Source organism: Skermanella stibiiresistens SB22 (assembly GCF_000576635.1).
GTDB classification, from domain to species: Bacteria; Pseudomonadota; Alphaproteobacteria; order Azospirillales; family Azospirillaceae; genus Skermanella; species Skermanella stibiiresistens.
Window position 1 is genome coordinate 320,758 of sequence record NZ_AVFL01000002.1, and the last position, 22,535, is coordinate 343,292.

Annotated in this window: 20 protein-coding genes and 3 tRNA genes; all 23 read left to right on the top strand. The window is 62.9% G+C overall.

Translation table 11 applies throughout. The features are described 5' to 3' along the window. Positions 1-45: 45 nt before the first annotated feature. On the top strand, positions 46-1,503 hold the full coding sequence (locus N825_RS04100; RefSeq protein ID WP_051511518.1) for a malonyl-CoA decarboxylase: 1,458 nt from the start codon (positions 46-48) through the stop codon (positions 1,501-1,503). A 139-nt stretch (positions 1,504-1,642) separates the two neighbouring features. Beyond that, a complete protein-coding gene (locus tag N825_RS04105; protein WP_037447236.1) occupies positions 1,643-1,852 on the top strand; it encodes a hypothetical protein in 210 nt (69 codons plus the stop codon). A gap of 152 nt (positions 1,853-2,004) precedes the next feature. Continuing rightward, positions 2,005-2,089 (top strand) — tRNA-Leu (locus tag N825_RS04110). Between the two features lie 76 nt (positions 2,090-2,165). After that, positions 2,166-3,506 (top strand): trigger factor, encoded by a 1,341-nt coding sequence (tig, locus tag N825_RS04115; RefSeq protein WP_037447239.1) that lies wholly within the window; start codon positions 2,166-2,168, stop codon positions 3,504-3,506. A 169-nt stretch (positions 3,507-3,675) separates the two neighbouring features. Next, entirely contained in the window at positions 3,676-4,311 is a 636-nt protein-coding gene (gene clpP, locus N825_RS04120; protein WP_037447242.1) for an ATP-dependent Clp endopeptidase proteolytic subunit ClpP, read from the top strand. Between the two features lie 201 nt (positions 4,312-4,512). Beyond that, positions 4,513-5,778, top strand: coding sequence for an ATP-dependent Clp protease ATP-binding subunit ClpX (gene clpX, locus N825_RS04125; protein ID WP_037447244.1), 1,266 nt, complete (start codon positions 4,513-4,515; stop codon positions 5,776-5,778). Between the two features lie 173 nt (positions 5,779-5,951). Then, the gene (lon, locus tag N825_RS04130; RefSeq protein ID WP_037447247.1) at positions 5,952-8,360 is read left to right on the top strand and encodes an endopeptidase La; all 2,409 of its coding nucleotides are present in this window, start codon (positions 5,952-5,954) and stop codon (positions 8,358-8,360) included. Positions 8,361-8,514: 154 nt separating this feature from the next. Further along, on the top strand, positions 8,515-8,787 hold the full coding sequence (locus N825_RS04135; RefSeq protein ID WP_037447251.1) for an HU family DNA-binding protein: 273 nt from the start codon (positions 8,515-8,517) through the stop codon (positions 8,785-8,787). A gap of 147 nt (positions 8,788-8,934) precedes the next feature. Then, positions 8,935-9,009, top strand: a tRNA-Val gene (locus N825_RS04140). Between the two features lie 240 nt (positions 9,010-9,249). Further along, a tRNA-Asp gene (locus tag N825_RS04145) sits at positions 9,250-9,326 on the top strand. A gap of 225 nt (positions 9,327-9,551) precedes the next feature. Continuing rightward, complete coding sequence (locus N825_RS04150) at positions 9,552-9,920, top strand: NADH-quinone oxidoreductase subunit A (RefSeq protein WP_037447254.1); 369 nt, start codon at positions 9,552-9,554, stop codon at positions 9,918-9,920. Then, positions 9,890-10,531, top strand: a complete 642-nt coding sequence (locus N825_RS04155; protein WP_425423711.1) for a NuoB/complex I 20 kDa subunit family protein — start codon at positions 9,890-9,892, stop codon at positions 10,529-10,531. The genes N825_RS04150 and N825_RS04155 overlap by 31 nt, the downstream gene beginning before the upstream one ends. A gap of 19 nt (positions 10,532-10,550) precedes the next feature. Next, the gene (locus N825_RS04160) at positions 10,551-11,192 is read left to right on the top strand and encodes an NADH-quinone oxidoreductase subunit C (RefSeq protein WP_037447257.1); all 642 of its coding nucleotides are present in this window, start codon (positions 10,551-10,553) and stop codon (positions 11,190-11,192) included. Beyond that, positions 11,192-12,388, top strand: coding sequence for an NADH-quinone oxidoreductase subunit D (locus N825_RS04165; protein WP_037447260.1), 1,197 nt, complete (start codon positions 11,192-11,194; stop codon positions 12,386-12,388). Before N825_RS04160 ends, N825_RS04165 begins: the two co-directional genes overlap by 1 nt. Continuing rightward, complete coding sequence (gene nuoE, locus N825_RS04170) at positions 12,385-13,038, top strand: NADH-quinone oxidoreductase subunit NuoE (protein ID WP_037447262.1); 654 nt, start codon at positions 12,385-12,387, stop codon at positions 13,036-13,038. Before N825_RS04165 ends, nuoE begins: the two co-directional genes overlap by 4 nt. Positions 13,039-13,047: 9 nt before the next feature. Beyond that, positions 13,048-14,337 carry an NADH-quinone oxidoreductase subunit NuoF gene (gene nuoF, locus N825_RS04175; protein WP_037447264.1) on the top strand — a complete coding sequence of 430 codons (1,290 nt, stop codon included), beginning with the start codon at positions 13,048-13,050 and terminating at the stop codon, positions 14,335-14,337. Positions 14,338-14,370: 33 nt separating this feature from the next. Beyond that, positions 14,371-16,434 carry an NADH-quinone oxidoreductase subunit NuoG gene (nuoG, locus tag N825_RS04180; RefSeq protein WP_037447267.1) on the top strand — a complete coding sequence of 688 codons (2,064 nt, stop codon included), beginning with the start codon at positions 14,371-14,373 and terminating at the stop codon, positions 16,432-16,434. Continuing rightward, positions 16,427-17,434 (top strand): NADH-quinone oxidoreductase subunit NuoH, encoded by a 1,008-nt coding sequence (nuoH, locus tag N825_RS04185; RefSeq protein ID WP_037447271.1) that lies wholly within the window; start codon positions 16,427-16,429, stop codon positions 17,432-17,434. The genes nuoG and nuoH overlap by 8 nt, the downstream gene beginning before the upstream one ends. Before the next feature lie 70 nt (positions 17,435-17,504). After that, the gene (gene nuoI / locus N825_RS04190; RefSeq protein WP_037447273.1) at positions 17,505-17,993 is read left to right on the top strand and encodes an NADH-quinone oxidoreductase subunit NuoI; all 489 of its coding nucleotides are present in this window, start codon (positions 17,505-17,507) and stop codon (positions 17,991-17,993) included. A gap of 138 nt (positions 17,994-18,131) precedes the next feature. Next, positions 18,132-18,746 carry an NADH-quinone oxidoreductase subunit J gene (locus N825_RS04195; protein ID WP_037447275.1) on the top strand — a complete coding sequence of 205 codons (615 nt, stop codon included), beginning with the start codon at positions 18,132-18,134 and terminating at the stop codon, positions 18,744-18,746. Further along, the gene (nuoK, locus tag N825_RS04200) at positions 18,747-19,055 is read left to right on the top strand and encodes an NADH-quinone oxidoreductase subunit NuoK (RefSeq protein WP_037447277.1); all 309 of its coding nucleotides are present in this window, start codon (positions 18,747-18,749) and stop codon (positions 19,053-19,055) included. It begins immediately after the preceding gene. A gap of 10 nt (positions 19,056-19,065) precedes the next feature. Further along, entirely contained in the window at positions 19,066-20,991 is a 1,926-nt protein-coding gene (gene nuoL, locus N825_RS04205) for an NADH-quinone oxidoreductase subunit L (RefSeq protein ID WP_037447832.1), read from the top strand. A gap of 21 nt (positions 20,992-21,012) precedes the next feature. After that, positions 21,013-22,527, top strand: coding sequence for an NADH-quinone oxidoreductase subunit M (locus N825_RS04210; RefSeq protein WP_037447278.1), 1,515 nt, complete (start codon positions 21,013-21,015; stop codon positions 22,525-22,527). Positions 22,528-22,535: the final 8 nt, after the last annotated feature.

The following is a 22,535-nucleotide window of genomic DNA, read 5'->3' on the forward strand; positions in this document are numbered from 1 at the left end:
GTTTCTCCTTGATCGGCGCTGTCGGATCCTTTCAAACTCGCGGGCATGACCCAGCTACCGACCCCCCTGGTGGAACAGCCGGCTCCCTCGCTGTTCGACCGCACGATCGACAACCTGCGCTCCGCCTGGCGCGACATCGCCGCGTTCTCGCGCGAGGCTGTCGGCGCCAATCCGCGTCCCCACCTGCCGAAGGAGGATGCCGACCGGCTGCGGACCCAGATGCAGGCCTGCTTGGCGGGTCGGGGCGGCGAGGTTTCGGCCCGCGCCCGCGCGGCCGAACTGGGCAGGACCTATCTCGGTCTCGACTCGACCGGCCGGCGCAATTTCCTGACGGTCCTGGCCCGCGACTTCGATGTCGACCGGGCGGTGGTGGACAAGGCGGTGGACGCTTTCCATCGAGCGGTGGACCCGGCGTCGCGCGGCGATGCCGAGCGCGCCTTGAGGGCGGCGCTGGAGCCTGGACGGATGCGCCTGCTCACGCAGTTCAACGGATTGCCGGAGGGGATCAAGTTCCTGGTCGACATGCGAGCCCAGTTGCTGGAATGGGCGCGTGACGATTCGCTGATGTCCGCCCTGGAGGCGGACATGAAGACGCTGCTGAGGAACTGGTTCGACGTCGGCTTCCTGGAGTTGCGCCGGATCACTTGGGACAGTCCGGCATCGCTGCTGGAGAAGCTGATCGCCTATGAGGCGGTCCACGAGATCCGGGGCTGGCAGGATCTGAAGGACCGGCTCGATTCGGACCGGCGGTGCTTCGCCTTCTTCCATCCACGCATGCCGGACGAGCCCCTGATCTTCGTCGAGGTGGCCTTGGTCACCGGCATGTCGGACAACGTCCAGACGCTGCTGGACGAGGCGGCTCCGGTGCAAGATCCGCAGACGGCGGATACCGCCATCTTCTATTCGATCTCGAACGCCCAGAAGGGACTCGCCGGGATCAGCTTCGGCAATTTCCTGATCAAGCGGGTGGTCGACGATCTGACCGCCGAGTTCCCCAAGCTCAAGCATTTCGCGACGCTGTCGCCGATTCCCGGCTTCCGGCGGTGGCTGGATGGTGAACTTGCCAAGGGGGAAGGGGTGGTCACGAATGGCGAGAGCGCCCGAATCGCCGATCTCTTCGCCGATCCCGACGTTCTCCCGCCCGAGAGTGGCGCCACCCTCGCCGCGGTGCTGGACCGCCCGGACTGGCAGCGGGACGAGGCGACCGTCAAGGTGGTGAAGCCGATCCTGATGCGGCTGTGCGCCACTTATCTGATCGACGCCAAGGCCGGCAAGCGCGCGCGCGACCCGGTGGCGCATTTCCATCTATCCAACGGGGCGAGGATGGAGCGGCTAAACTGGCTCGGCGACACGTCGGACAAGGGTTTGCGCCAGTCGGCCGGATTGATGATCAACTACCGTTACAAGCTTGGCGATATCGAGGCCAATCACGAATCCTACACGGGTGACGGCAAGATAAATGTCTCGTCCTACGTCAAGGCGCATCAGAAGAGCACAGGCTGATGTCTTGATATTTAGCTAAAAATTGAAGGAAGGCGTCTTTAACCGTTCATAAAGAGCCGCGCTCTAGTCTTCGACCGAGCTAATCTTAACCAAACCTGGACGGGATAAATCCATGTTTTCGAGACGGCGGAAGGCTCCAGTGGACATTTCCGAGGGCTCGGTGTTCCGGCGGACGACACCAGGAAAAATCGTCGAGACCGCGAGCGTGCTGTCCATCGCCAACGACAGCGTCGGCATTCCCCATGTCCGCTTCCGGGTTCATTACGAGCGGGTCGACACCGCCGACGAATTGCGCACCTTGGCGCTGGCGGCGTTTTCCGAGTTGTTCAACGAGCGGGTGCTGGCCTGACCTTTGACACAGGCGGCGAGGGCTCCCACGCGGCCTTTCCGCGTGGGCAATCAATGCCGCGGAAATCTTAGCCTGTTTGTCCAGAAATCGGTGTGCTATAGAGGCAAACCCGGCGGGCGGGAGTCGCATGTCGCCTGCGCGGGGCTGCCTGTGCGGGCGTGGCGGAATTGGTAGACGCGCTGGATTTAGGTTCCAGTGACGTAAGTCGTGGGGGTTCGAGTCCCTTCGCCCGCACCATCAGGTCAGCCGTACCCGAGGTTCTCAAGCCGCGACCGGCGAGCACCGGTCGCCAACGAAACAGGCTTCCAGTCCAATGCAGATTACCGAGACGAGCGCCGACGGCCTCAAGCGTGAATACAAGGTCGTCATCCCCGCCCAGGAGATCGAGACGAAGGTCAACAGCCGGCTCCAGGAGCTCGGCAGGACCCTTCGTATACCGGGATTCCGCCCGGGCAAGGTCCCCATGCCCATCGTGAAGCAGCGCTATGCTCAGTCGGTCATGGGCGAGGTCCTGGAGACGGCGGTCACGGACAGCTCGCAGAAGGCGATCGATGAGCGCGGTCTGCGCCCGGCGCTTCAGCCGAAGATCCAGGTGACCTCGTTCGAAGAGGGCGGCAACCTGGAATACGACATGGCCGTGGAGCTGCTGCCGGACTTCGAGCCGGTCGACTTCGCCACGATCGAGTTGGAGCGCACCGTCGCCGAGGTCGATGACAAGCAGGTCGACGAGACGCTGGAGCGCCTGTCCAAGAGCGGACGCGAGTCGCAGCCCGTGACCGAGGACCGGCCCGCCCGCAACGGCGATGTCCTGGTGATCGACTTCGCCGGCACCGTCGATGGCGAGGCCAAGCCCGGCATGGACGCCAAGGACCACCAGCTGGAGCTTGGGACCAACAGCTTCGTCGGCACCTTCGAGGAGCAGCTGGTCGGCGCGAAGCCGGGCGACCATCGCACGGTCACCGTGACCTTCCCGGACAACTACGGCTCGGCCGAGTTGCAGGGCAAGGAAGCCGTGTTCGAGGTCGACGTCAAGGAGATCCGTGAGCCGGCGCCGGTCACCATCGATGACGAGTTCGCCAAGAAGTTCGGCGCCGAGGACCTCGCCGGCCTCAAGCAGATGATCAAGGACCGCATCGGCCAAGACTACGCCGGTATCTCGCGCAGCAAGGTCAAGCGCACGCTGCTCGACAAGCTGGCCGAGACGCACGATTTCCCGGTTCCGGCCGGCATGGTCGATATCGAGTTCGAGACGATCTGGAACCGTCTTCAGGAAGAACTGAAGCGCGGCGGCGACGCCGAGGAGGCCGGCAAGAGCGAGGATGACCTGCGGACCGAGTACCGCGGCATCGCCGAGCGCCGCGTCCGTCTGGGCCTGCTCCTTTCCGAAGTCGGTCGCCGTAACAATATCCAGGTGACCCAGGACGAGTTGAACCGGGCCTTGATCACCGAGGCCCAGCGCTATCCGGGTCAGGAGCGTGAGGTTTTCGAATTCTTCCGCAACACGCCGCGGGCGATCGACAACCTCCGTGCCCCGTTGTTCGAGGATAAGGTCATCGACTTCATCCTTGAACTCGCTAAGGTGGATGAGAAGACCGTTTCGGTCGAGGAACTGGTCCGCGATCCGGACGAGGCCGAGGGCACCGCCGCCGCCTGACAGGGGCAACGGCGGGCCACGCCTCGGCCCGCCGAGACCATGTGACCGATCGGTCGGACCGACGGCCCGGTGGAATTCGCCGGCGGGCCGTCATCAGGGATCAAAGCCCGCGTCGGGAGGCCTGGACATTGGGCTTTCCTGGGGTAGGGGAACGGGAGAGTCGAAAAGAATGAACGATTTCGAGCCGCGGATGAACGCTCTGGTCCCGATGGTCATCGAACAGACCAATCGCGGCGAGCGCGCGTTCGACATCTATTCGCGCCTCTTGAAGGAGCGCATCATCTTCCTGATCGGCCCGGTCAACGACGGTGTCGCCAGCCTGATCTGCGCGCAGCTCTTGTTCCTGGAGTCGGAGAATCCCACCAAGGACATCTCCTTCTACATCAATTCGCCCGGTGGCTACGTGACCTCCGGTCTCGCGATCTACGACACCATGCAGTACATCCGGCCGCAGGTCTCCACGGTCTGCATCGGCCAAGCCGCCAGCATGGGGTCGCTGCTGCTGACCGCCGGCGCCCCGGGCAAACGCTTTTCGCTGCCGAACAGCCGGATCATGGTCCACCAGCCGTCGGGCGGTGCCCAGGGGCAGGCGGCGGACATCGAGATCCAGGCCCAGGAGATCCTGAAGCTGCGCGCGCGCCTCAACGACATCTACGCCAAGCACAGCGGCCAGTCGCTCGACGTGATCGAGGCGGCGATGGAGCGTGACAAGTTCATGTCGCCGGAGGAGGCCAAGAGCTTCGGCCTGATCGACGAGGTGGTGTCGAGCCGGCCGGCGGGCACCGGGGACGCGTCGGCGATCTGACGCGACCAACTAGATATTGATCGCCGCGTATCGCGTGTTGTTGAATAGGATTGTTCCAGCGCGGCAAGACCCACCAGTGGTCTTGCCGCCGGGTTTTCCCGGGACACCCTATATCTGAAAGGCGTTTGGCACGGTTGCCCACCCAAGCACAACCGATGGGTCGCCGGACCGAACGCCACTCGGTGCTGTGACGGAGCCCATATGACCAAGTCCACCGGCGGCGATTCCAAGAACACCCTCTACTGCTCCTTCTGCGGAAAGAGCCAGCATGAGGTCCGCAAGCTCATTGCCGGCCCGACGGTGTTCATCTGCGATGAATGCGTCGAATTATGCATGGACATCATCCGCGAGGAGAACAAGACGACGCTGGTGAAGTCCCGCGACGGGGTGCCGACTCCGCGCGACATCCATGCCGTCCTGGACGACTACGTGATCGGTCAGGATCACGCTAAACGGGTGCTCTCCGTCGCGGTCCACAATCACTACAAGCGTCTGGCCCACGGCACCAAGCACAACGACGTCGAACTGGCGAAATCCAACATCCTGCTGGTCGGTCCCACGGGGTGCGGCAAAACGTTGCTGGCCCAGACGCTGGCGCGGATCATCGACGTGCCGTTCACGATGGCCGACGCCACCACGCTGACCGAAGCCGGCTATGTCGGCGAGGATGTCGAGAACATCATCCTGAAGCTGCTCCAAGCCGCCGACTACAATGTGGAGCGCGCCCAGCGCGGCATCGTCTACATCGACGAGGTCGACAAGATCAGCCGCAAGTCGGACAACCCGTCGATCACCCGGGACGTTTCGGGCGAGGGCGTCCAGCAGGCGCTGCTCAAGATCATGGAAGGCACCGTGGCCTCGGTTCCCCCGCAGGGAGGCCGCAAGCATCCGCAGCAGGAATTCCTCCAGGTCGACACCACCAACATCCTGTTCATCTGCGGCGGCGCCTTCGCCGGGCTGGAGAAGATCATCGCCCAGCGCGGCCGGGGAACGTCGATCGGCTTCGGCGCCGACGTGCGCGGTCCGGACGAGCGACAGACCGGGGCGATCCTGCGCGATGTCGAGCCCGAGGACCTGCTGAAGTTCGGTCTAATCCCGGAATTCGTCGGCCGTCTGCCTGTGGTCGCCACCCTATCCGACCTGGACGAGGCCGCCTTGATGGAGATCCTGACCAAGCCGAAGAACGCCTTGGTCAAGCAGTACCAGCGGCTGTTCGAGATGGAGGATGTGAGGCTGGAGTTCGCCGACGACGCGCTGAAGGGCATCGCCCACAAGGCGATCGCCCGCAAGACCGGCGCTCGCGGACTGAGATCGATCATGGAGGGTATCCTGCTCGATCCCATGTTCGAACTGCCCGGTCTTCAGGGCGTCGAGGAGATCATGATCAACAAGGAAGTGGTCGAAGGGCGCGCCAAGCCGCTCTACATCTATTCCGAACGTCGTGGCGACATGGCGCCCAGCGCGTGATCCGATCAGCGCGCCGGGTGCCGTTTCGCCCACGAATTGTTTCAAGATCTTGAAGGGACCGTTAGCCTGGACCACGTTAGGAACAAGCCGCTAACTGTCCTTACGCCCACAAGGGGTGAGACTCCTTTCAGGCCCATATCGGGCTGACGGCCTTCACACGAGAGGCGCACCATATGTTAGATATCCCCCGTGGAGCTTTGTATCCCGTCCTCCCGCTGAGGGACATCGTAGTCTTCCCGCACATGATCGTGCCGCTCTTCGTGGGGCGCGAGAAATCAGTGCGGGCTTTGGAAGACGTGATGAAGGATGACAAGCAGATCCTGCTCGTCACCCAGAAGAACGCGGCGCAGGATGATCCCAATCCAGCGGACATCTACTCCGTAGGGACGATCGGTACGGTGCTCCAACTGCTGAAGCTGCCCGATGGCACCGTCAAGGTGCTGGTCGAAGGCGGTCAGCGGGCGTCGATCACCAAGTTTTCCGAGAACGACAACTTCTTCCAGGCGCACGCCGAGCTGATCGAGGAGAAGGCTGGCGAGGTTCAGGAGCTGGAAGCCCTGTCGCGCGCCGTCGTTTCCCAGTTCGAGCAGTACATCAAGCTCAACAAGAAGATTCCGCCCGAGGTCCTCGTCTCGATCAACCAGATCGACGAGGCGGGTAAACTCGCCGACACGGTCGCCTCGCATCTCGCCCTCAAGATTCCCGAGAAGCAGCAGTTGTTGGAGACCGCCACCGTCGGCGAACGGCTTGAGCGCGTCTACGCCTTCATGGAAGGCGAGATTGGGGTGCTCCAGGTCGAGAAGCGTATCCGCAACCGCGTCAAGCGGCAGATGGAGAAGACCCAGCGCGAGTACTACCTCAACGAACAGCTCAAGGCCATTCAGAAGGAGTTGGGCGAGTCGGAGGACGGTCGCGACGAGGTCGCCGAACTGGAAGACCGTATCAACAAGACCCGCCTGACCAAGGACGCTCGGGAGAAGGCGCTCGCCGAGCTGAAGAAGCTGCGGTCGATGAGCCCGATGTCCGCCGAGGCGACGGTGGTCCGCAACTATCTGGACTGGATCGTCAGCATTCCGTGGAAGAAGCGCACCAAGATCAAGCGTGACATCCGCTTGGCCGAGGGTGTGCTGAACTCGGATCACTTCGGACTGGAGAAGGTCAAGGAGCGCATCCTCGAGTATCTCGCGGTCCAGCAGCGGATGACCAAGGTCAAGGGTCCGATCCTGTGCTTGGTCGGTCCTCCGGGTGTCGGAAAGACCTCGCTGGGCAAGTCGATCGCCAAGGCGACCGGCCGCAACTTCGTCCGCATGTCGCTGGGTGGCGTCCGTGACGAGGCCGAGGTTCGCGGTCACCGGCGGACCTATATCGGCTCGATGCCCGGCAAGGTCATCCAGGGCATGAAGAAGGCCAAGTCGTCCAATCCGCTGTTCCTGCTCGACGAGGTCGACAAGCTGGGATCCGACTGGCGCGGCGATCCGTCGTCCGCCCTGCTCGAGGTCCTTGACCCCGAACAGAACGGCACCTTCGCCGACCATTACCTGGAGGTCGACTACGATCTCTCGGACGTGATGTTCGTCTGCACGGCCAACACGCTGCGCATGCCGCAGCCGCTGCTGGATCGCATGGAGATCATCCGCGTCGCCGGGTACACCGAGGACGAGAAGGTCGAGATCGCCAAGCGCCACCTCCTGGACAAGCAGCTGAAGTCGCACGGCTTGAAGAAGGGCGAGTTCGCCGTCACCGATGACGCGCTCCGGGATTTGATCCGCTATTACACCCGGGAGGCCGGCGTCCGTAGTCTCGAGCGCGAGATAGCCAACCTCGCCCGGAAGGCGATCAAGGAGATCCTGATGGACGGCCTCGAGAAGATCGAGGTCACGTCGGAGAACATCGAGAAGTACGCGGGCGTCAAGAAGTTCCGCTTCGGTGAGGCGGAGTTGGAGGATCTGCTCGGCGTCACCACTGGCTTGGCCTGGACCGAAGTTGGCGGCGAGTTGCTGTCGATCGAGGCGGTCATGTTGCCGGGCAAGGGAAAGGTGACGACCACCGGCAAGCTGGGCGACGTGATGAAGGAATCGGTCCAGGCGGCCGAGAGCTACGTCAAGTCGCGGGCGGTGATCTTCGGCATCCGACCGGACCTGTTCGCCAAGAAGGACATCCACGTCCACGTGCCGGAAGGCGCCACGCCGAAGGATGGCCCCTCCGCCGGTGTCGCGATGGTGACCTCGATCGTGTCTGTGCTTACTGGCATCCCCGTCCGCAAGGATGTGGCGATGACGGGCGAGATCACTCTGCGCGGTCGGGTGCTGCCGATCGGTGGATTGAAGGAGAAGCTTCTCGCTGCCTTGCGGGGTGGTCTCAAGACCGTCCTGATTCCCAAGGACAACGAGAAGGACCTCGCCGAAATCCCCGACAACGTCAAGAAGGGGCTCCAGATCATCCCGGTATCAATGGGTGACGAAGTGCTCCAGCATGCCCTAACCAAGCCACTGGTGCCGATTGAGTGGAGCGAACCGGCCGAATCCACCCCTGTAACCCCTCCGGGTGGTGACGCCGATCGCGAGGAAGTAATTCGGCATTGAGATCGCCCCCGAAAACCGCCTAAATTCGCTTCGGCGTCGCGCCCCTCCCCCTCGGGAGGGGCGCGGTCGCATGGGCGGACATTTTCACCGTGGGAGCGTTGAGCCGGGGCGGTTCGGCGCTTGGTCCAGGCGGTTTTCCAAGGGGGGCTCACCAGTGAACAAGAACGATCTCGTCGCGCTCGTGGCTGACGCGGCCAGTCTTTCGAAGGCGGATGCGACGCGAGCCGTCGACGCCGTCTTCGATGGCATCATCGACACGCTCAAAAAGGGCGAGGAGGTCCGTCTGGTCGGCTTCGGCACATTCGCGGTGTCGGACCGGGCGGCATCGCAGGGGCGCAACCCTCGTACCGGCGAGAAGATCGATATCCCGGCTTCCAAACAGCCGAAGTTCAAGCCGGGCAAGACCCTCAAGGATGCTCTGAACTAAGCTCCGACGCCACGCGTCGGCCGGCGGGCATAGCCAGTTCCATCAGCGGCCTTTACAAGCCCGCGACCGTCATGCCGGTCGCGGGCTTGTGCGCATGGTGGGCAGTTGCTAGAAGAAGGGCGGCCAGCCGGTCCGGCTGACGGAGATGGGCGATTAGCTCAGCGGTAGAGCGTCTCGTTTACACCGAGAGGGTCGGCGGTTCGATCCCGTCATCGCCCACCATCATCCCAATGCGGCCCGCGCCGATCCTTTTTCAGAATTCACGGCAAGCCCCACGGTGCGGTTCATCGCCGCACTTTGGGTTCGCTAAGCCGTCCTCCCTCCATTTGGCCCCCGCGTTGGTTCCGACAGGGAAACAGACCTGTTCGGTTGGTCATGGTTGTTTTGATCGTAAATGGCGCTTTGATGCCGTTCGACCATTGACACTGATTTGGCCGTGTCGTAATTACCGGCCATCAAGACGCGGGTGTAGCTCAGTTGGTTAGAGCGCCGGCCTGTCACGCCGGAGGCCGCGGGTTCAAGTCCCGTCACTCGCGCCATTTTTCCAGAAAAATTCGAACAGTATCAATCGTTACGCGCCGGTTTCGGCGCTATTCGCGTGTGCGGAATTCCGCCTATTTGTCTTTCCTTGGACTCCCTTTCAGCCTATATTCCCGGTGCCCGACAGGTCGGGTAACCAATTGAAAAGCTGCCATGCTGGCTATGAGTCGGCCCGACGCGCCGGGCTCGCCACGCTGAAAAGGCAGTCTCATGCGAGGAGCGTTATGGCCAATCCGCTGGTCGTCGAATATCTGCCGATCCTGATCTTTCTCGGGATCGCGGTTGTCATCGCAGGTGCCGCCGTTGGCGCCTCATTCCTGGTCGCGTCCCAGAAGCCGGATAGTGAGAAGGTTTCCGCGTACGAATGCGGCTTCGAACCGTTCGATGACGCCCGCAGCAAGTTCGACGTGCGGTTCTATCTGGTCGCCATTCTGTTCATCATCTTCGACCTCGAAGTTGCGTTTTTGTTCCCATGGGCCATATCCCTGGGAGACATCGGATTGTTCGGTTTCTGGTCGATGGTGGTGTTCCTCGGTGTGTTGACCATCGGCTTCATCTACGAATGGAAGAAAGGAGCGCTGGAATGGGAGTGACCCCCAACCAGCCGGCCGGCGGTCTGACCATCCTAGGTCAACCTTCGCAAGCGGCGCGGCCGTCCCAGGGTTTGATCCTGCCGGGCCAGGGCGCGCCGCTGGCGCCGGGTGCCGATCAGGACACCTATCTGAGGTCGGTCACCGACGAGTTGCAGGACAAGGGGTTCATCGTCGCCAAGTTCGACGCCCTGCTCGACTGGGCGCGCACCGGTTCGCTGTGGCCGATGACGTTCGGCCTCGCCTGCTGCGCGGTGGAGATGATCCACGCCTACATGAGCCGCTATGACCTCGACCGATTCGGCGTGATCCCGCGCCCGAGTCCGCGCCAGAGCGATGTCATGATCGTGGCCGGGACGCTGTGCAACAAGATGGCGCCGGCCCTCCGCAAGGTCTACGACCAGATGGCGGAACCCCGTTGGGTGATCTCCATGGGCTCGTGCGCCAATGGCGGCGGCTATTATCACTACTCCTACTCGGTGGTGCGCGGCTGCGACCGGATCGTCCCGGTCGATATCTACGTTCCCGGTTGCCCACCGACTGCGGAAGCCCTGGTCTACGGGATTCTGCAACTCCAGAAGAAGATCAAGCGCGGCAATCGCATCGCGCGCTAAACCAAGGCAGTCCCGGATCATGAGCGACCAAGCGCTTCAGGAACTGAGCGATCATCTCCAGGCGCGCCTGGCGGATGTCATACTGTCCGCCGGCATCGAATTGGGTGAACTGACCATCGCGGTCCAGCGACCGTCGATCGTCCGAGTCATGACGTTCCTACGTGACGACACCAGTTGCCAGTTCAAGCAGTTGATGGACCTGTGCGGCGCCGATTACCCCTCGCGCGAGGAGCGGTTCGACGTCGTCTACAACCTACTCAGCCTGAAGCATAATTTCCGCATCCGCGTGAAGGTGTCGACGGACGAGGACACGCCGGTTCCTTCGCTGGCCGAGGTGTTCAGCGCGGCACCTTGGTTCGAGCGGGAAGCTTGGGATCTCTATGGGATCTTCTTCTCCGACCATCCGGACCTACGGCGAATCCTGACCGACTACGGGTTCGAGGGGCATCCCCTGCGCAAGGATTTCCCGCTGACCGGCTACGTGGAACTGCGATACGACGACGAGCAGAAACGAGTCGTCTACGAACCGGTCAAGCTGACCCAGGATTTCCGTTCGTTCGATTTCCTCAGCCCTTGGGAGGGCATGACCAATGTCATGCTGCCGGGCGATGAAAAGGCTGAGGCGCCCAAGGGTGCGGCCCAGCCGGGGAGCAACAAGTGATGGCAACCGCGACCAATGCCGTAGAATCGAAGATCAAGCCGTTCACGATGAATTTCGGGCCGCAGCACCCCGCGGCTCACGGGGTGTTGCGCCTCGTGCTGGAGATGGATGGCGAGGTGGTCGAGCGTGCCGATCCTCATATTGGATTGCTCCACCGCGGCACCGAGAAGCTGATCGAGTACAAGACTTACCTTCAGGCGACTCCGTACTTCGACCGGCTCGACTACGTGTCGCCGATGTGCCAGGAGCATGCCTTCGCGCTCGCCGTTGAAAAGCTGTTGCGCATCACGCCACCGCCCCGGGCCCAGTACATCCGGGTGCTGTTCAGCGAGATCACGCGCATCCTCAACCATTTGCTGAACATCACCACCTACGCGCTCGACGTCGGTGCCATCACGCCGTCGCTGTGGGGCTTCGAGGAGCGTGAGAAGCTGATGGAATTCTACGAGCGCGTCAGCGGCGCCCGTCTCCACGCGAACTACTTCCGTCCCGGCGGAGTCGCCTTCGATATGCCGGCTGGGCTCGCCGACGACATTTGGGAATACACCGAGCATTTTCCCAAGTTCCTCAGCGACCTGGAGAACCTGCTGTCGGAGAACCGCATCTTCAAGCAGCGGACCGTCGACATTGGGATCGTCAGCGAGCAGGAAGCCCTCGACTGGGGTTTCACGGGTCCGATGCTGCGCGCCTCGAACGTCGCGTGGGACCTACGGAAAGCCCAACCCTACGACGTCTATGACCAGATGGACTTCGACATCCCGGTCGGGCTCACCGGCGATTGCTACGCGCGCTACCTCGTCCGCATGGAGGAGATGAGCGAGTCCAACAAGATCATGCGGCAGTGCCTCGAGAAATTGCCCGACGGTCCGGTCAAGGTGCAGGATCATAAGATCTCCCCACCCCGCCGCGGCGAAATGAAGCGGTCGATGGAAGCCCTAATCCATCACTTCAAGCTCTATACCGAGGGCTACCACGTGCCGGCCGGAGAAACATATACGGCGGTCGAGGCGCCCAAGGGGGAGTTCGGGGTCTATCTGGTATCGGATGGGACCAACAAGCCATATCGCTGCAAGATCCGGGCTCCCGGTTTCGCCCACCTTCAGGGCCTCGACTTCATGTCGAAGGGCCACATGCTGGCGGATACCGTGGCGATCATCGGGTCCATGGATGTCGTGTTCGGAGAAATCGATCGATGAGCTCAAACGGAACGGCGCCCCTCGAGGGACCCAAGGATTTCGCCTTCACGGCGGAAAACCTGGAGCGGGCCAAGCACATCATCGCGAAGTACCCGGCGGGCAAGCAGGCGAGCGCAGTGATGCCCTTGCTGGATCTGGCGCAACGACAGAACGACAACTGGTTGCCCCGGGCGGCCATGGATTACGTGGCCGAGATGCTGTCGATGCCGCGCATCCGTGTTTATGAGGTCGCCACCTTCTACACGATGTACAACCTGAAGCCGGTCGGTAAGCATTTCATCCAGGTCTGCACCACGACGCCTTGTTGGTTGCGGGGATCGGATGATGTGGTCAAGGCCTGCGAGCGGAAGCTTGGCATCGGTCTGGGAGAGACGACTTCGGACGGTCAGTTCACCGTGATCGAGGTCGAATGCCTGGGCGCCTGCGTCAACGCGCCGATGGTCCAGATCAACGACGATTACTACGAGGATCTGGACGCCGCCGGCACTGAGGCGCTGCTGGACGCGCTGAAACGCGGCGAGCGGCCCAAGGCTGGGCCGATCTCGGGACGCCAGACATCCAGCCCGTCCGGCGGCCCGACCACATTGATTTCCAGGACGTCGACGTCCGCCTCCGCGCCAGCCGCGGATTCCACCCACGGCGATGACTGAGGGGCCGCGATGCTTCGGGACGAAGACCGCATTTTCACCAATCTCTACGGCTTCGAGGATTTCGCGCTGGACGGCGCGCGGGCGCGTGGCGATTGGGACAACACCAAGGACCTGATCCTGAAGGGCAGGGAATGGATCATCAACGAGACCAAGGAGTCGGGTTTACGCGGTCGAGGCGGCGCGGGCTTCTCCACCGGTCTCAAATGGTCCTTCATGCCCAAGCAGACCGGCGATCGGCCGCACTATCTGGTGATCAACGCCGACGAGGGCGAGCCGGGTACGTGCAAGGACCGTGACATCATGCGTCACGATCCGCACAAGCTGATCGAGGGCTGCCTGATCGCCAGCTTCGCGATCGGCGCCAACGCCTGCTACATCTACATCCGAGGCGAGTTCTACAACGAGGGCTCCAATCTCCAACGGGCCATCGACGAGGCTTACGCCGCCGGATTGATCGGCAAGAACGCCTGTGGCTCCGGCTGGGACTTCGATCTCTATCTGCACCGCGGCGCCGGCGCCTATATCTGCGGCGAGGAAACCGCGCTGATCGAGAGCCTCGAGGGCAAGAAGGGCCAGCCGCGCAACAAGCCGCCGTTCCCGGCCCAGGCCGGTCTGTATTCCTGCCCGACCACCGTCAACAACGTCGAGAGCGTCGCGGTCGTCCCGACCATCCTCCGCCGGGGCGCCGCTTGGTTCGCTGGCTTGGGCCGGCCGAAGAACACCGGGACCAAGGTCTTCTGCATTTCCGGCCACGTCAACAAGCCCTGCAACGTGGAAGAGGAGATGGGGATCCCGCTGAAGGAGCTGATCGAGAAGCACGCCGGTGGCGTGCGGGGCGGCTGGGATAACCTGCTGGCCATCATTCCCGGCGGTTCCTCGGTTCCAGTCTTGCCGCGGTCGATCTGCGACACGGTCCTGATGGACTTCGACAGTCTGCGCGAGGTCCGGTCCGGTCTCGGCACCGCTGGCATCATCGTCATGGACAAGTCCACCGACATCGTCAAAGCGATCGCCCGCCTGTCCAAGTTCTACATGCACGAGAGCTGTGGCCAATGCACCCCTTGCCGCGAAGGCACCGGCTGGCTGTGGCGCGTCATGGAACGGATGGCACAAGGTAAAGCGCGGATCGACGAGATCGACATGCTGTTCGACGTCACCAAGGAGATCGAGGGCCACACGATTTGCGCCCTCGGTGACGCGGCGGCTTGGCCCGTTCAGGGCTTGATCCGGCACTTCCGCCCCGAAATGGAACGGCGCATCCTGCAGTACACCGGCACCCAGCGTGCCGCGGCGGAATGAACCGGCAGCCGAACGTAGCGACGAGACATCACTATGCCCAAACTAACGATTGACGGGATCGAGGTCGAGGTCGAGCCGGGTACTTCCGTGCTGCAGGCCTGCGAGCAGATCGGTATCGAGATCCCCCGCTTTTGCTACCATGAACGGTTGACGGTTCCGGCCAACTGCCGCATGTGCCTGGTCGAGATGGAGAAAGCGCCGAAGCCGGTGGCCTCCTGCGCCATGCCCTGCGGCGAGGGCATGGTGATCAAGACCAACACGGATCTGGTCCACAAGGCCCGCAAGGGCGTGATGGAATTCCTGCTGATCAACCATCCGCTGGATTGCCCGATCTGCGACCAAGGTGGCGAGTGCGATCTCCAGGACCAAGCGATGGGCTACGGCTTCGATCGCTCCCGGTTCCAGGAGAACAAGCGGGCGGTCAAGGACAAGTACCTGGGGCCGTTGATCAAGACGATCATGACCCGCTGCATCCACTGCACCCGCTGCATCCGCTTCGCCGACGAGATCGCCGGCGTGCCGGAGCTCGGCGCCACGGGTCGTGGCGAGCACATGGAGGTCGGCACCTACATCGAGCAGGCGATCTCGTCGGAGCTATCCGGCAACTTGATCGACGTCTGCCCGGTCGGGGCCCTGACCTCAAAGCCATACGCCTTCACCACCCGGCCCTGGGAGCTGCGCAAGACCGAGACGATCGACGTGATGGACGCGCTCGGCAGCAACATCCGCGTGGACACCCGCGGTCCCGAGGTGATGCGCCTGACGCCGCGCCTCAACGAGGACATCAACGAGGAGTGGCTGGCCGATAAGAGCCGCTTCCACTATGACGGATTGAAGCGGCAGCGCCTGGACCGTCCCTATGTCCGCCGCGATGGCAAGCTCCAGCCGGCGACTTGGGCCGAGGCGTTCACCGCCATCGCCGAGCGGGTCAAGGGCGTTCCCGGTGATCGTATCGCCGCCCTGGCTGGCGACCTGTGCGACGCCGAGTCCATGGTGGCTCTGAAGGATCTGGTCGAGGGGCTTGGCTCCAAGAACCTGGACTGTCGCCAGGACGGAGCCGCCTTCGACACGTCGGCCCGCGCCGGCTATCTGTTCAACACCACGATCGCCGGCATCGAAAAGGCCGATGCCATCCTGTTGATCGGCACCTATCCCCGCTGGGAAGGCTCGATGGTCAACGCGCGCATTCGCAAGCGTTACCTGATGGGTGGCTTGAAGGTGGGCGTGGTCGGCGAGCGGCGCGACCTCACATATCCCTACACCTATCTGGGTGCCGGGCCGCAGACCCTGCAGGAATTGGCGGACGGTAGCCATGAGTTCTGCGAGATCCTGAAGACCGCCAAACGCCCGATGCTGATCCTGGGTGCCGGGGCGCTGCGTCGCGCCGATGGCGCCGCGATCCAGGCGCTGGCCCGTCAGGCGGCCGAAGCGAACAACATGGTCCAGGACGGTTGGAACGGCTTCAACGTCCTCCACACCGCCGCCGCGCGGGTTGGTGGGTTAGAGTTGGGCTTCCTGCCGGGACAGGGTGGCAAAGCCACCGCCGAGATCCTGGCGGGCGCCAGTTCGGGTGCCATCGAGGTCGTCTACCTGCTGGGCGCCGACGAAATCGACACGGCCAAACTGGGCGACGCCTTCGTGATCTACCAGGGCCATCACGGCGACCGTGGCGCCCACCGCGCCGATGTGGTCCTACCGGGCGCCGCCTATACCGAGAAGAATGGCCTGTACGTCAACACCGAGGGCCGCGTCCAGATGGCGCGCATGGCGGTGTTCCCGCTCGGCGAGGCGCGTGAGGACTGGAAGATTCTGCGAGCCTTGGGTGATCAACTGGGTGTGCGGCTTCCCTATGACAGCTTGGCACAGGTCCGGAAGCGTCTGGCGGAGGCCAGCCCGGTGTTCCGTTCGATCGAGAGCCTGACGATGGCCGAGTGGGGGCCGTTCGGCCAAGCCGGCACGATCGATGCCGCGCCGTTCCACTGTCCGATCGAAAACTACTACATGACCGACCCGATCAGCCGCGCCTCGGCCACCATGGCGAAATGCACCGAGACCTTCCTGGCGGCTGCGAGCGAGAGGACCGGCACCCATGGTTGAGCTTTGGAGCGGCTACGCCTGGCCGACGATCATCATCGTCCTTCAGATCGTCGCCATCATCATTCCCCTGCTGGTCGGCGTGGCCTATCTGACCTATGCCGAGCGCAAGGTGCTGGCGGCGATGCAGTTGCGGCAGGGCCCCAATATGGTGGGTCCGTTCGGCCTGTTCCAGCCGCTGGCCGACGGCCTCAAGCTGTTCGGCAAGGAGACGGTGATCCCGGCCGGCGCCAACCGCGTCGTCTTCGTCTTCGCGCCGATGCTGACGTTCCTGCTCAGCCTGATCGCCTGGGCCGTCATCCCGTTCAGCTCGACCATGGTGCTGGCGAACATCAATGTCGGCGTGCTGTATCTGTTCGCGATCTCGTCGCTGGGCGTGTATGGCATCATCATGGCCGGCTGGGCGTCCAACTCGAAATACGCTTTCCTCGGCGGCCTCCGCTCCGCGGCGCAGATGGTCTCCTACGAGGTGTCGATCGGCTTCGTGATCATCACGGTGCTGCTCTGCGTCGGCTCGTTGAACCTGTCCGACGTGGTGCTGGCCCAGCGGACGGTGTGGTTTGCGATCCCGCTGTTCCCGATGTTCGTCGTGTTCTTCATCTCGGCACTGGCGGAAACCAACCGCGCTCCGTTCGACCTGCCAGAGGGCGAGTCGGAGTTGGTCGGCGGTTACAACGTCGAATATTCGGCGATGACCTTCGCGCTGTTCTTCCTCGGCGAATACGCGAACATGATCCTCATGAGCGCGATGACGTCGATCCTGTTCCTCGGGGGCTGGTTGCCGCCGTTCGACATCGCGCCGCTCAACTGGATCCCGGGTCCGATCTGGTTCGCGCTGAAGATCGCGCTGGTGCTGTTCATGTTCCTGTGGGTCCGCGCCACGGTGCCGCGCTACCGCTATGACCAGTTGATGCGGCTGGGTTGGAAGGTGTTCCTGCCTTTCTCCCTGTTCTGGGTCATCCTGACCGCCGGCGTCCTCGTCACCTTCGGCTGGTTGCCCTAACCCTTGCTTGATTTCATGCGCGGCGCGGTGGGATATCCCGGCCGCCGCGCATGACAGGAGAACTGAAGACATGGCATTCCTGGATCGCACTGCGCGGGGCTTCTTCCTGACCGAACTGCTGTCCGGACTGGGCCTGACTTTCAGCTATATGTTCCGGCCGCGCGTCACCCTGAACTATCCCTTTGAGAAGGGACCGATCAGTCCGCGGTTCCGGGGCGAGCACGCGCTCCGACGGTATCCCAATGGCGAGGAGCGGTGCATCGCCTGCAAGCTGTGCGAAGCCGTCTGCCCCGCCCTGGCCATCACGATCGAGGCCGAGCCGCGTGACGATGGCAGTCGCAGGACCACCCGATACGACATCGACATGACAAAGTGTATCTACTGCGGGTTGTGCCAGGAGGCATGCCCGGTGGACGCGATCGTCGAGGGGCCGAATTTCGAGTTCTCCACGGAAACCCGCGAGGAACTCTTCTACAACAAGGACAAGCTGCTCGAGAACGGCGACCGCTGGGAGGCCCAGCTCGCCGCGAACGTTGCGGTCGATGCTCCTTACCGCTAAAAACCCACAATCCTCCTAGGGTCCCGCCAATCCCCGGCGGGACCCGGGTTGGACCGCAAGACACCGCAAGAACCCGACTAAAGGGACTCCGGAAGTGAGCACAGACACCTTCCCTCATCACAAGAGGCGGGGAACGCCATGATCGTGCAGAGCTTGGCCTTCTACCTTTTCGCCGCTATCCTGGTGGCGTCCGCCGTCATGGTCATCGCGGCCCGCAACCCGGTGCACTCGGTGCTCTTCCTGATCCTCGCCTTCTTCAACGCCGCGGGGCTTTTCGTGCTGATCGGCGCGGAGTTCGTGGCGATGATCCTGGTGATCGTCTATGTCGGGGCCGTCGCGGTGCTCTTCCTGTTCGTGGTGATGATGCTCGACATCAACTTCCGCGAACTGCGGTCGGGCGCCCTGCAATATCTGCCGGTCGGCATCACGGTGGGGCTGGTCCTGCTGGTCGAGCTGGCTTTGGTGCTCGGCACCTGGGTGATCGTTCCCGATCTGGCCGCCGTGTCCGGAGCGCCTACCCCTGCGCCGGATCAGATCAACAACACCCATGCCCTGGGGCTGCTGATCTACACCCACTACGCCTACCTGTTCCAAGCGGCCGGCCTGATCCTCCTGATCGCGATGATCGGCGCCATCGTCCTGACCCTGCGGTCGCGCGAGGGTGTCCGTCGCCAGAACATCAGCGCCCAGGTCAGCCGCCGTCGCGACCAAGTCGTCGCGATCCGCAAGGTGCCGACCCGAGGAGGTGTCTGAATGGAAATCGGTCTCGCCCATTACCTGACCGTCGCCGCGATCGTGTTCACGCTCGGCGTCTTCGGGATCTTCCTCAATCGGAAAAACGTCATCATCATCCTGATGTCGGTCGAACTGATCCTGCTGGCCGTCAACATCAATCTGGTGGCGTTCTCGGTGTTCCTCAATGACCTGGTCGGACAGGTCTTCGCGATGTTCATCCTGACCGTCGCGGCCGCCGAGGCCGCGATCGGCCTGGCCATCCTGGTCGTCTACTTCCGCAACCGCGGCACCATCGCGGTGGACGACATCAACATGATGAAGGGCTGAGGTGGCGGTCATGGAAGTCGCAGCCATTTTCCTGCCGCTGCTGGCGGCGTTCATCGCCGGGTTCTTCGGGCGCCTGATCGGCGACCGGGGATCCCAAATCGTCACCACGGGCGCCGTTTGCGTCTCCGCCCTGATCTCCGTCTGGCTGTTCGTCGATGTGGCCCTGCACGGCAACGCCCGCACGATCGAGCTGATGACCTGGATCGACAGCGGCACCTTCGAGGTGTCATGGGCGCTCAAGTTCGACAGCCTGACCGCCGTCATGCTGATCGTGGTCAACACGGTGTCGTCGATGGTCCACGTGTACTCGATCGGGTACATGAGCCACGACCACCACAAGCCGCGCTTCATGGCCTATCTCAGCCTGTTCACCTTCTTCATGCTGATGCTGGTGACGGCCGACAACTTCGTGCAGATGTATTTCGGCTGGGAAGGCGTCGGTCTCGCCTCATACCTGCTGATCAACTTCTGGTACGAGAAGCCGAGCGCCAATGCCGCGTCGATGAAGGCGTTCATCGTCAACCGGGTCGGTGACTTCGGGTTCGCCCTCGGCATCATGGCGATCTTCTTCCTGTTCGGCTCGGTGCACTTCGACACCGTGTTCGCCGCCGCCGCCGGGATGGCGGGCCACACGATCAACTTCCTCGGGTTCGATCTGGACGCGCTGACCGTCGCCTGCCTGCTGCTGTTCATGGGTGCCATGGGCAAGTCGGCGCAGCTCGGCCTGCACACGTGGCTGCCTGACGCGATGGAAGGCCCGACGCCGGTTTCGGCGCTGATCCACGCGGCCACCATGGTCACCGCCGGCGTCTTCATGGTGGCGCGCCTGTCGCCGATCTTCGAATACGCTCCGGCCGCGCTGAACTTCATCGCCTTCGTCGGCGCCTCCACCGCCTTCGTCGCCGCGACCATCGGCCTGACCCAGTTCGACATCAAGCGCGTCATCGCCTACTCGACCATGAGCCAGCTCGGCTACATGTTCTTCGCGCTCGGTGTCTCGGCCTATAGCGCCGCGATGTTCCACCTGATGACGCACGCCTTCTTCAAGGCGCTGCTGTTCCTCGGCGCCGGATCGGTGATCCACGCGCTGTCGGACGAGCAGGACATGCGGAAGATGGGCGGCGTCTGGCGCCTGATCCCGGTGACCTACGTGATGATGTGGATCGGCAGTCTAGCGCTCGCCGGAATCCCATTCTTCGCCGGCTACTACTCGAAGGACATGATCCTGGAGGCGGCCTACGCCTCGCATTCGGCGGTCGGCACCTACGCCTTCTGGCTCGGCATCCTCGCGGCGCTGATGACGGCCTTCTACTCGTGGCGCCTGATCATCATGACCTTCCATGGCCGTCCGCGCGCCAACGACCGGGTGATGGCCCATGTCCACGAGAGCCCGCTGATCATGACGATCCCCCTGGGGATCCTCGCGATCGGCGCAGTGTTCGCCGGCATGGTCGCCTACAACTGGTTCGTCGGTGAGGGCAGGGGCGAGTTCTGGGGCAAGGCGATCTTCGTCCTGCACGAAAACGACACGGTCGAGGCCGCCCACCATGTTCCAGGCTGGGTGCCGCTGGCGCCGTTCATCGCGGGCCTGATCGGCATCGCGTTGGCCTACCTGTTCTACATGTTCATGCCGCAGCTGCCCGGCATCGTGGCCTCCAAGCTGGGCGGCGTCTACCGGTTCGTCTATCGCAAGTGGATGTTCGACGAGCTGTACGACAAGCTGTTCGTTCAACCGGCCAAGTTCCTGGGCTATGGCCTGTGGAAATCCGGTGACGGCGCGATCATCGACGGCGTGGGTCCCGATGGGATCGCCGCCGCCACCCGCGACGTCGCGTTCCGTGCCGCCCGCCTCCAGTCCGGCTATGTCTATCACTACGCCTTCGCGATGGTGATCGGTGTGGTGCTGCTGGTCGGCTGGTTCTATTTCTTCGGTTGATACGGCGAGGCAAGACTGATCATGGCTGGCTGGCCCATCCTGTCGCTAACGACATTCCTGCCGCTCGTCGGAGCCGCGTTCATCCTTCTGATCCGCGGTGAACCCGACGTGGTGGCGCGCAACGCCCGAAGTGTGGCGTTGTGGACCTCGCTGATCACCTTCGTGCTTTCGGTGTTCATCTGGTTGAACTTCGACAACTCCACGGCCGCGTTCCAGATGGTGGAGCAGGTCGAGTGGATCCCGGCGTTCAACGTCAACTACCACATGGGGGTCGATGGCATCTCGGTGCTATTCGTCCTCCTGTCGACCTTCCTGACCCCGCTGTGCATCCTGGCGAGCTGGGAGTCGGTGAAGGTCCGCGTCAAGGAATACATGATCGCCTTCCTGGTCCTGGAGACCTTGATGGTCGGCATGTTCTGCGCGTTGGACTTCATCCTCTTCTACATGTTCTTCGAGGGCGTGCTGATCCCGATGTTCCTGATCATCGGGGTGTGGGGCGGCGCGCGTCGGGTCTACGCGGCGTTCAAGTTCTTCCTCTACACGCTGCTCGGCTCGGTGCTGATGCTCCTGGCGATCCTGGCCATGTACTTCGTGGCTGGCACGACCGACCTGCCGACGCTGATCCAGACCGACTTCCCGCGCAGCATGCAGATCTGGCTGTGGCTGGCGCTGTTCGCTTCCTTCGCGGTCAAGGTTCCGATGTGGCCGGTCCACACTTGGTTGCCCGACGCGCACGTCGAGGCGCCGACGGCCGGCTCGGTCATCCTGGCGGGCGTTCTGCTGAAGATGGGCGGCTACGGTTTCCTCCGCTTCTCGATCCCGATCCTGCCGGAGGCGACCGAGTACTTCACCCCACTGATCTACACACTGAGCGTCGTCGCGATCATCTACACCTCGCTCGTGGCGCTGGCCCAGGAGGACATGAAGAAGCTGATCGCCTATTCGTCGATCGCGCACATGGGCTTCGTCACGATCGGCATGTTCACCATGACCCGTCAGGGTGTCGAGGGCTCGCTGTTCCAGATGCTGAGCCACGGCATCGTTTCCGGCGCCCTGTTCCTCTGCGTCGGCGTCGTCTACGACCGTCTCCACACCCGCGAGATCGCGCGCTATGGCGGTCTGGTCCAGAACATGCCCAAATACGCGATCGTGTTCATGCTGATGATGCTGGCCTCGGTCGGATTGCCCGGCACCAGCGGCTTCGTCGGCGAGTTCCTGATCCTGATCGGCGCGTTCCAGGACAACACCTGGGTGGCATTCCTGGCGACCATCGGCATCATCCTGGGTGCCGCCTACATGCTGTGGCTCTATCGCCGCGTCGTGTTCGGCAAGATCACCAAGGATGACGTCAAAGGCATGCTCGACCTGAACCCCCGCGAGATCGCGATCTTCGTGCCGCTGGTCGTGCTGGTGCTGTGGATGGGGATCTATCCCGCCACCTTCCTGAACGTCATGTCGGTTTCGGTCGAGGCCATGATCAAGAACTATCAAACCGCTCTGGCTGACGGTGTCAGCGCCGCCGTCGCGGTGCGATAGGGCCGGGA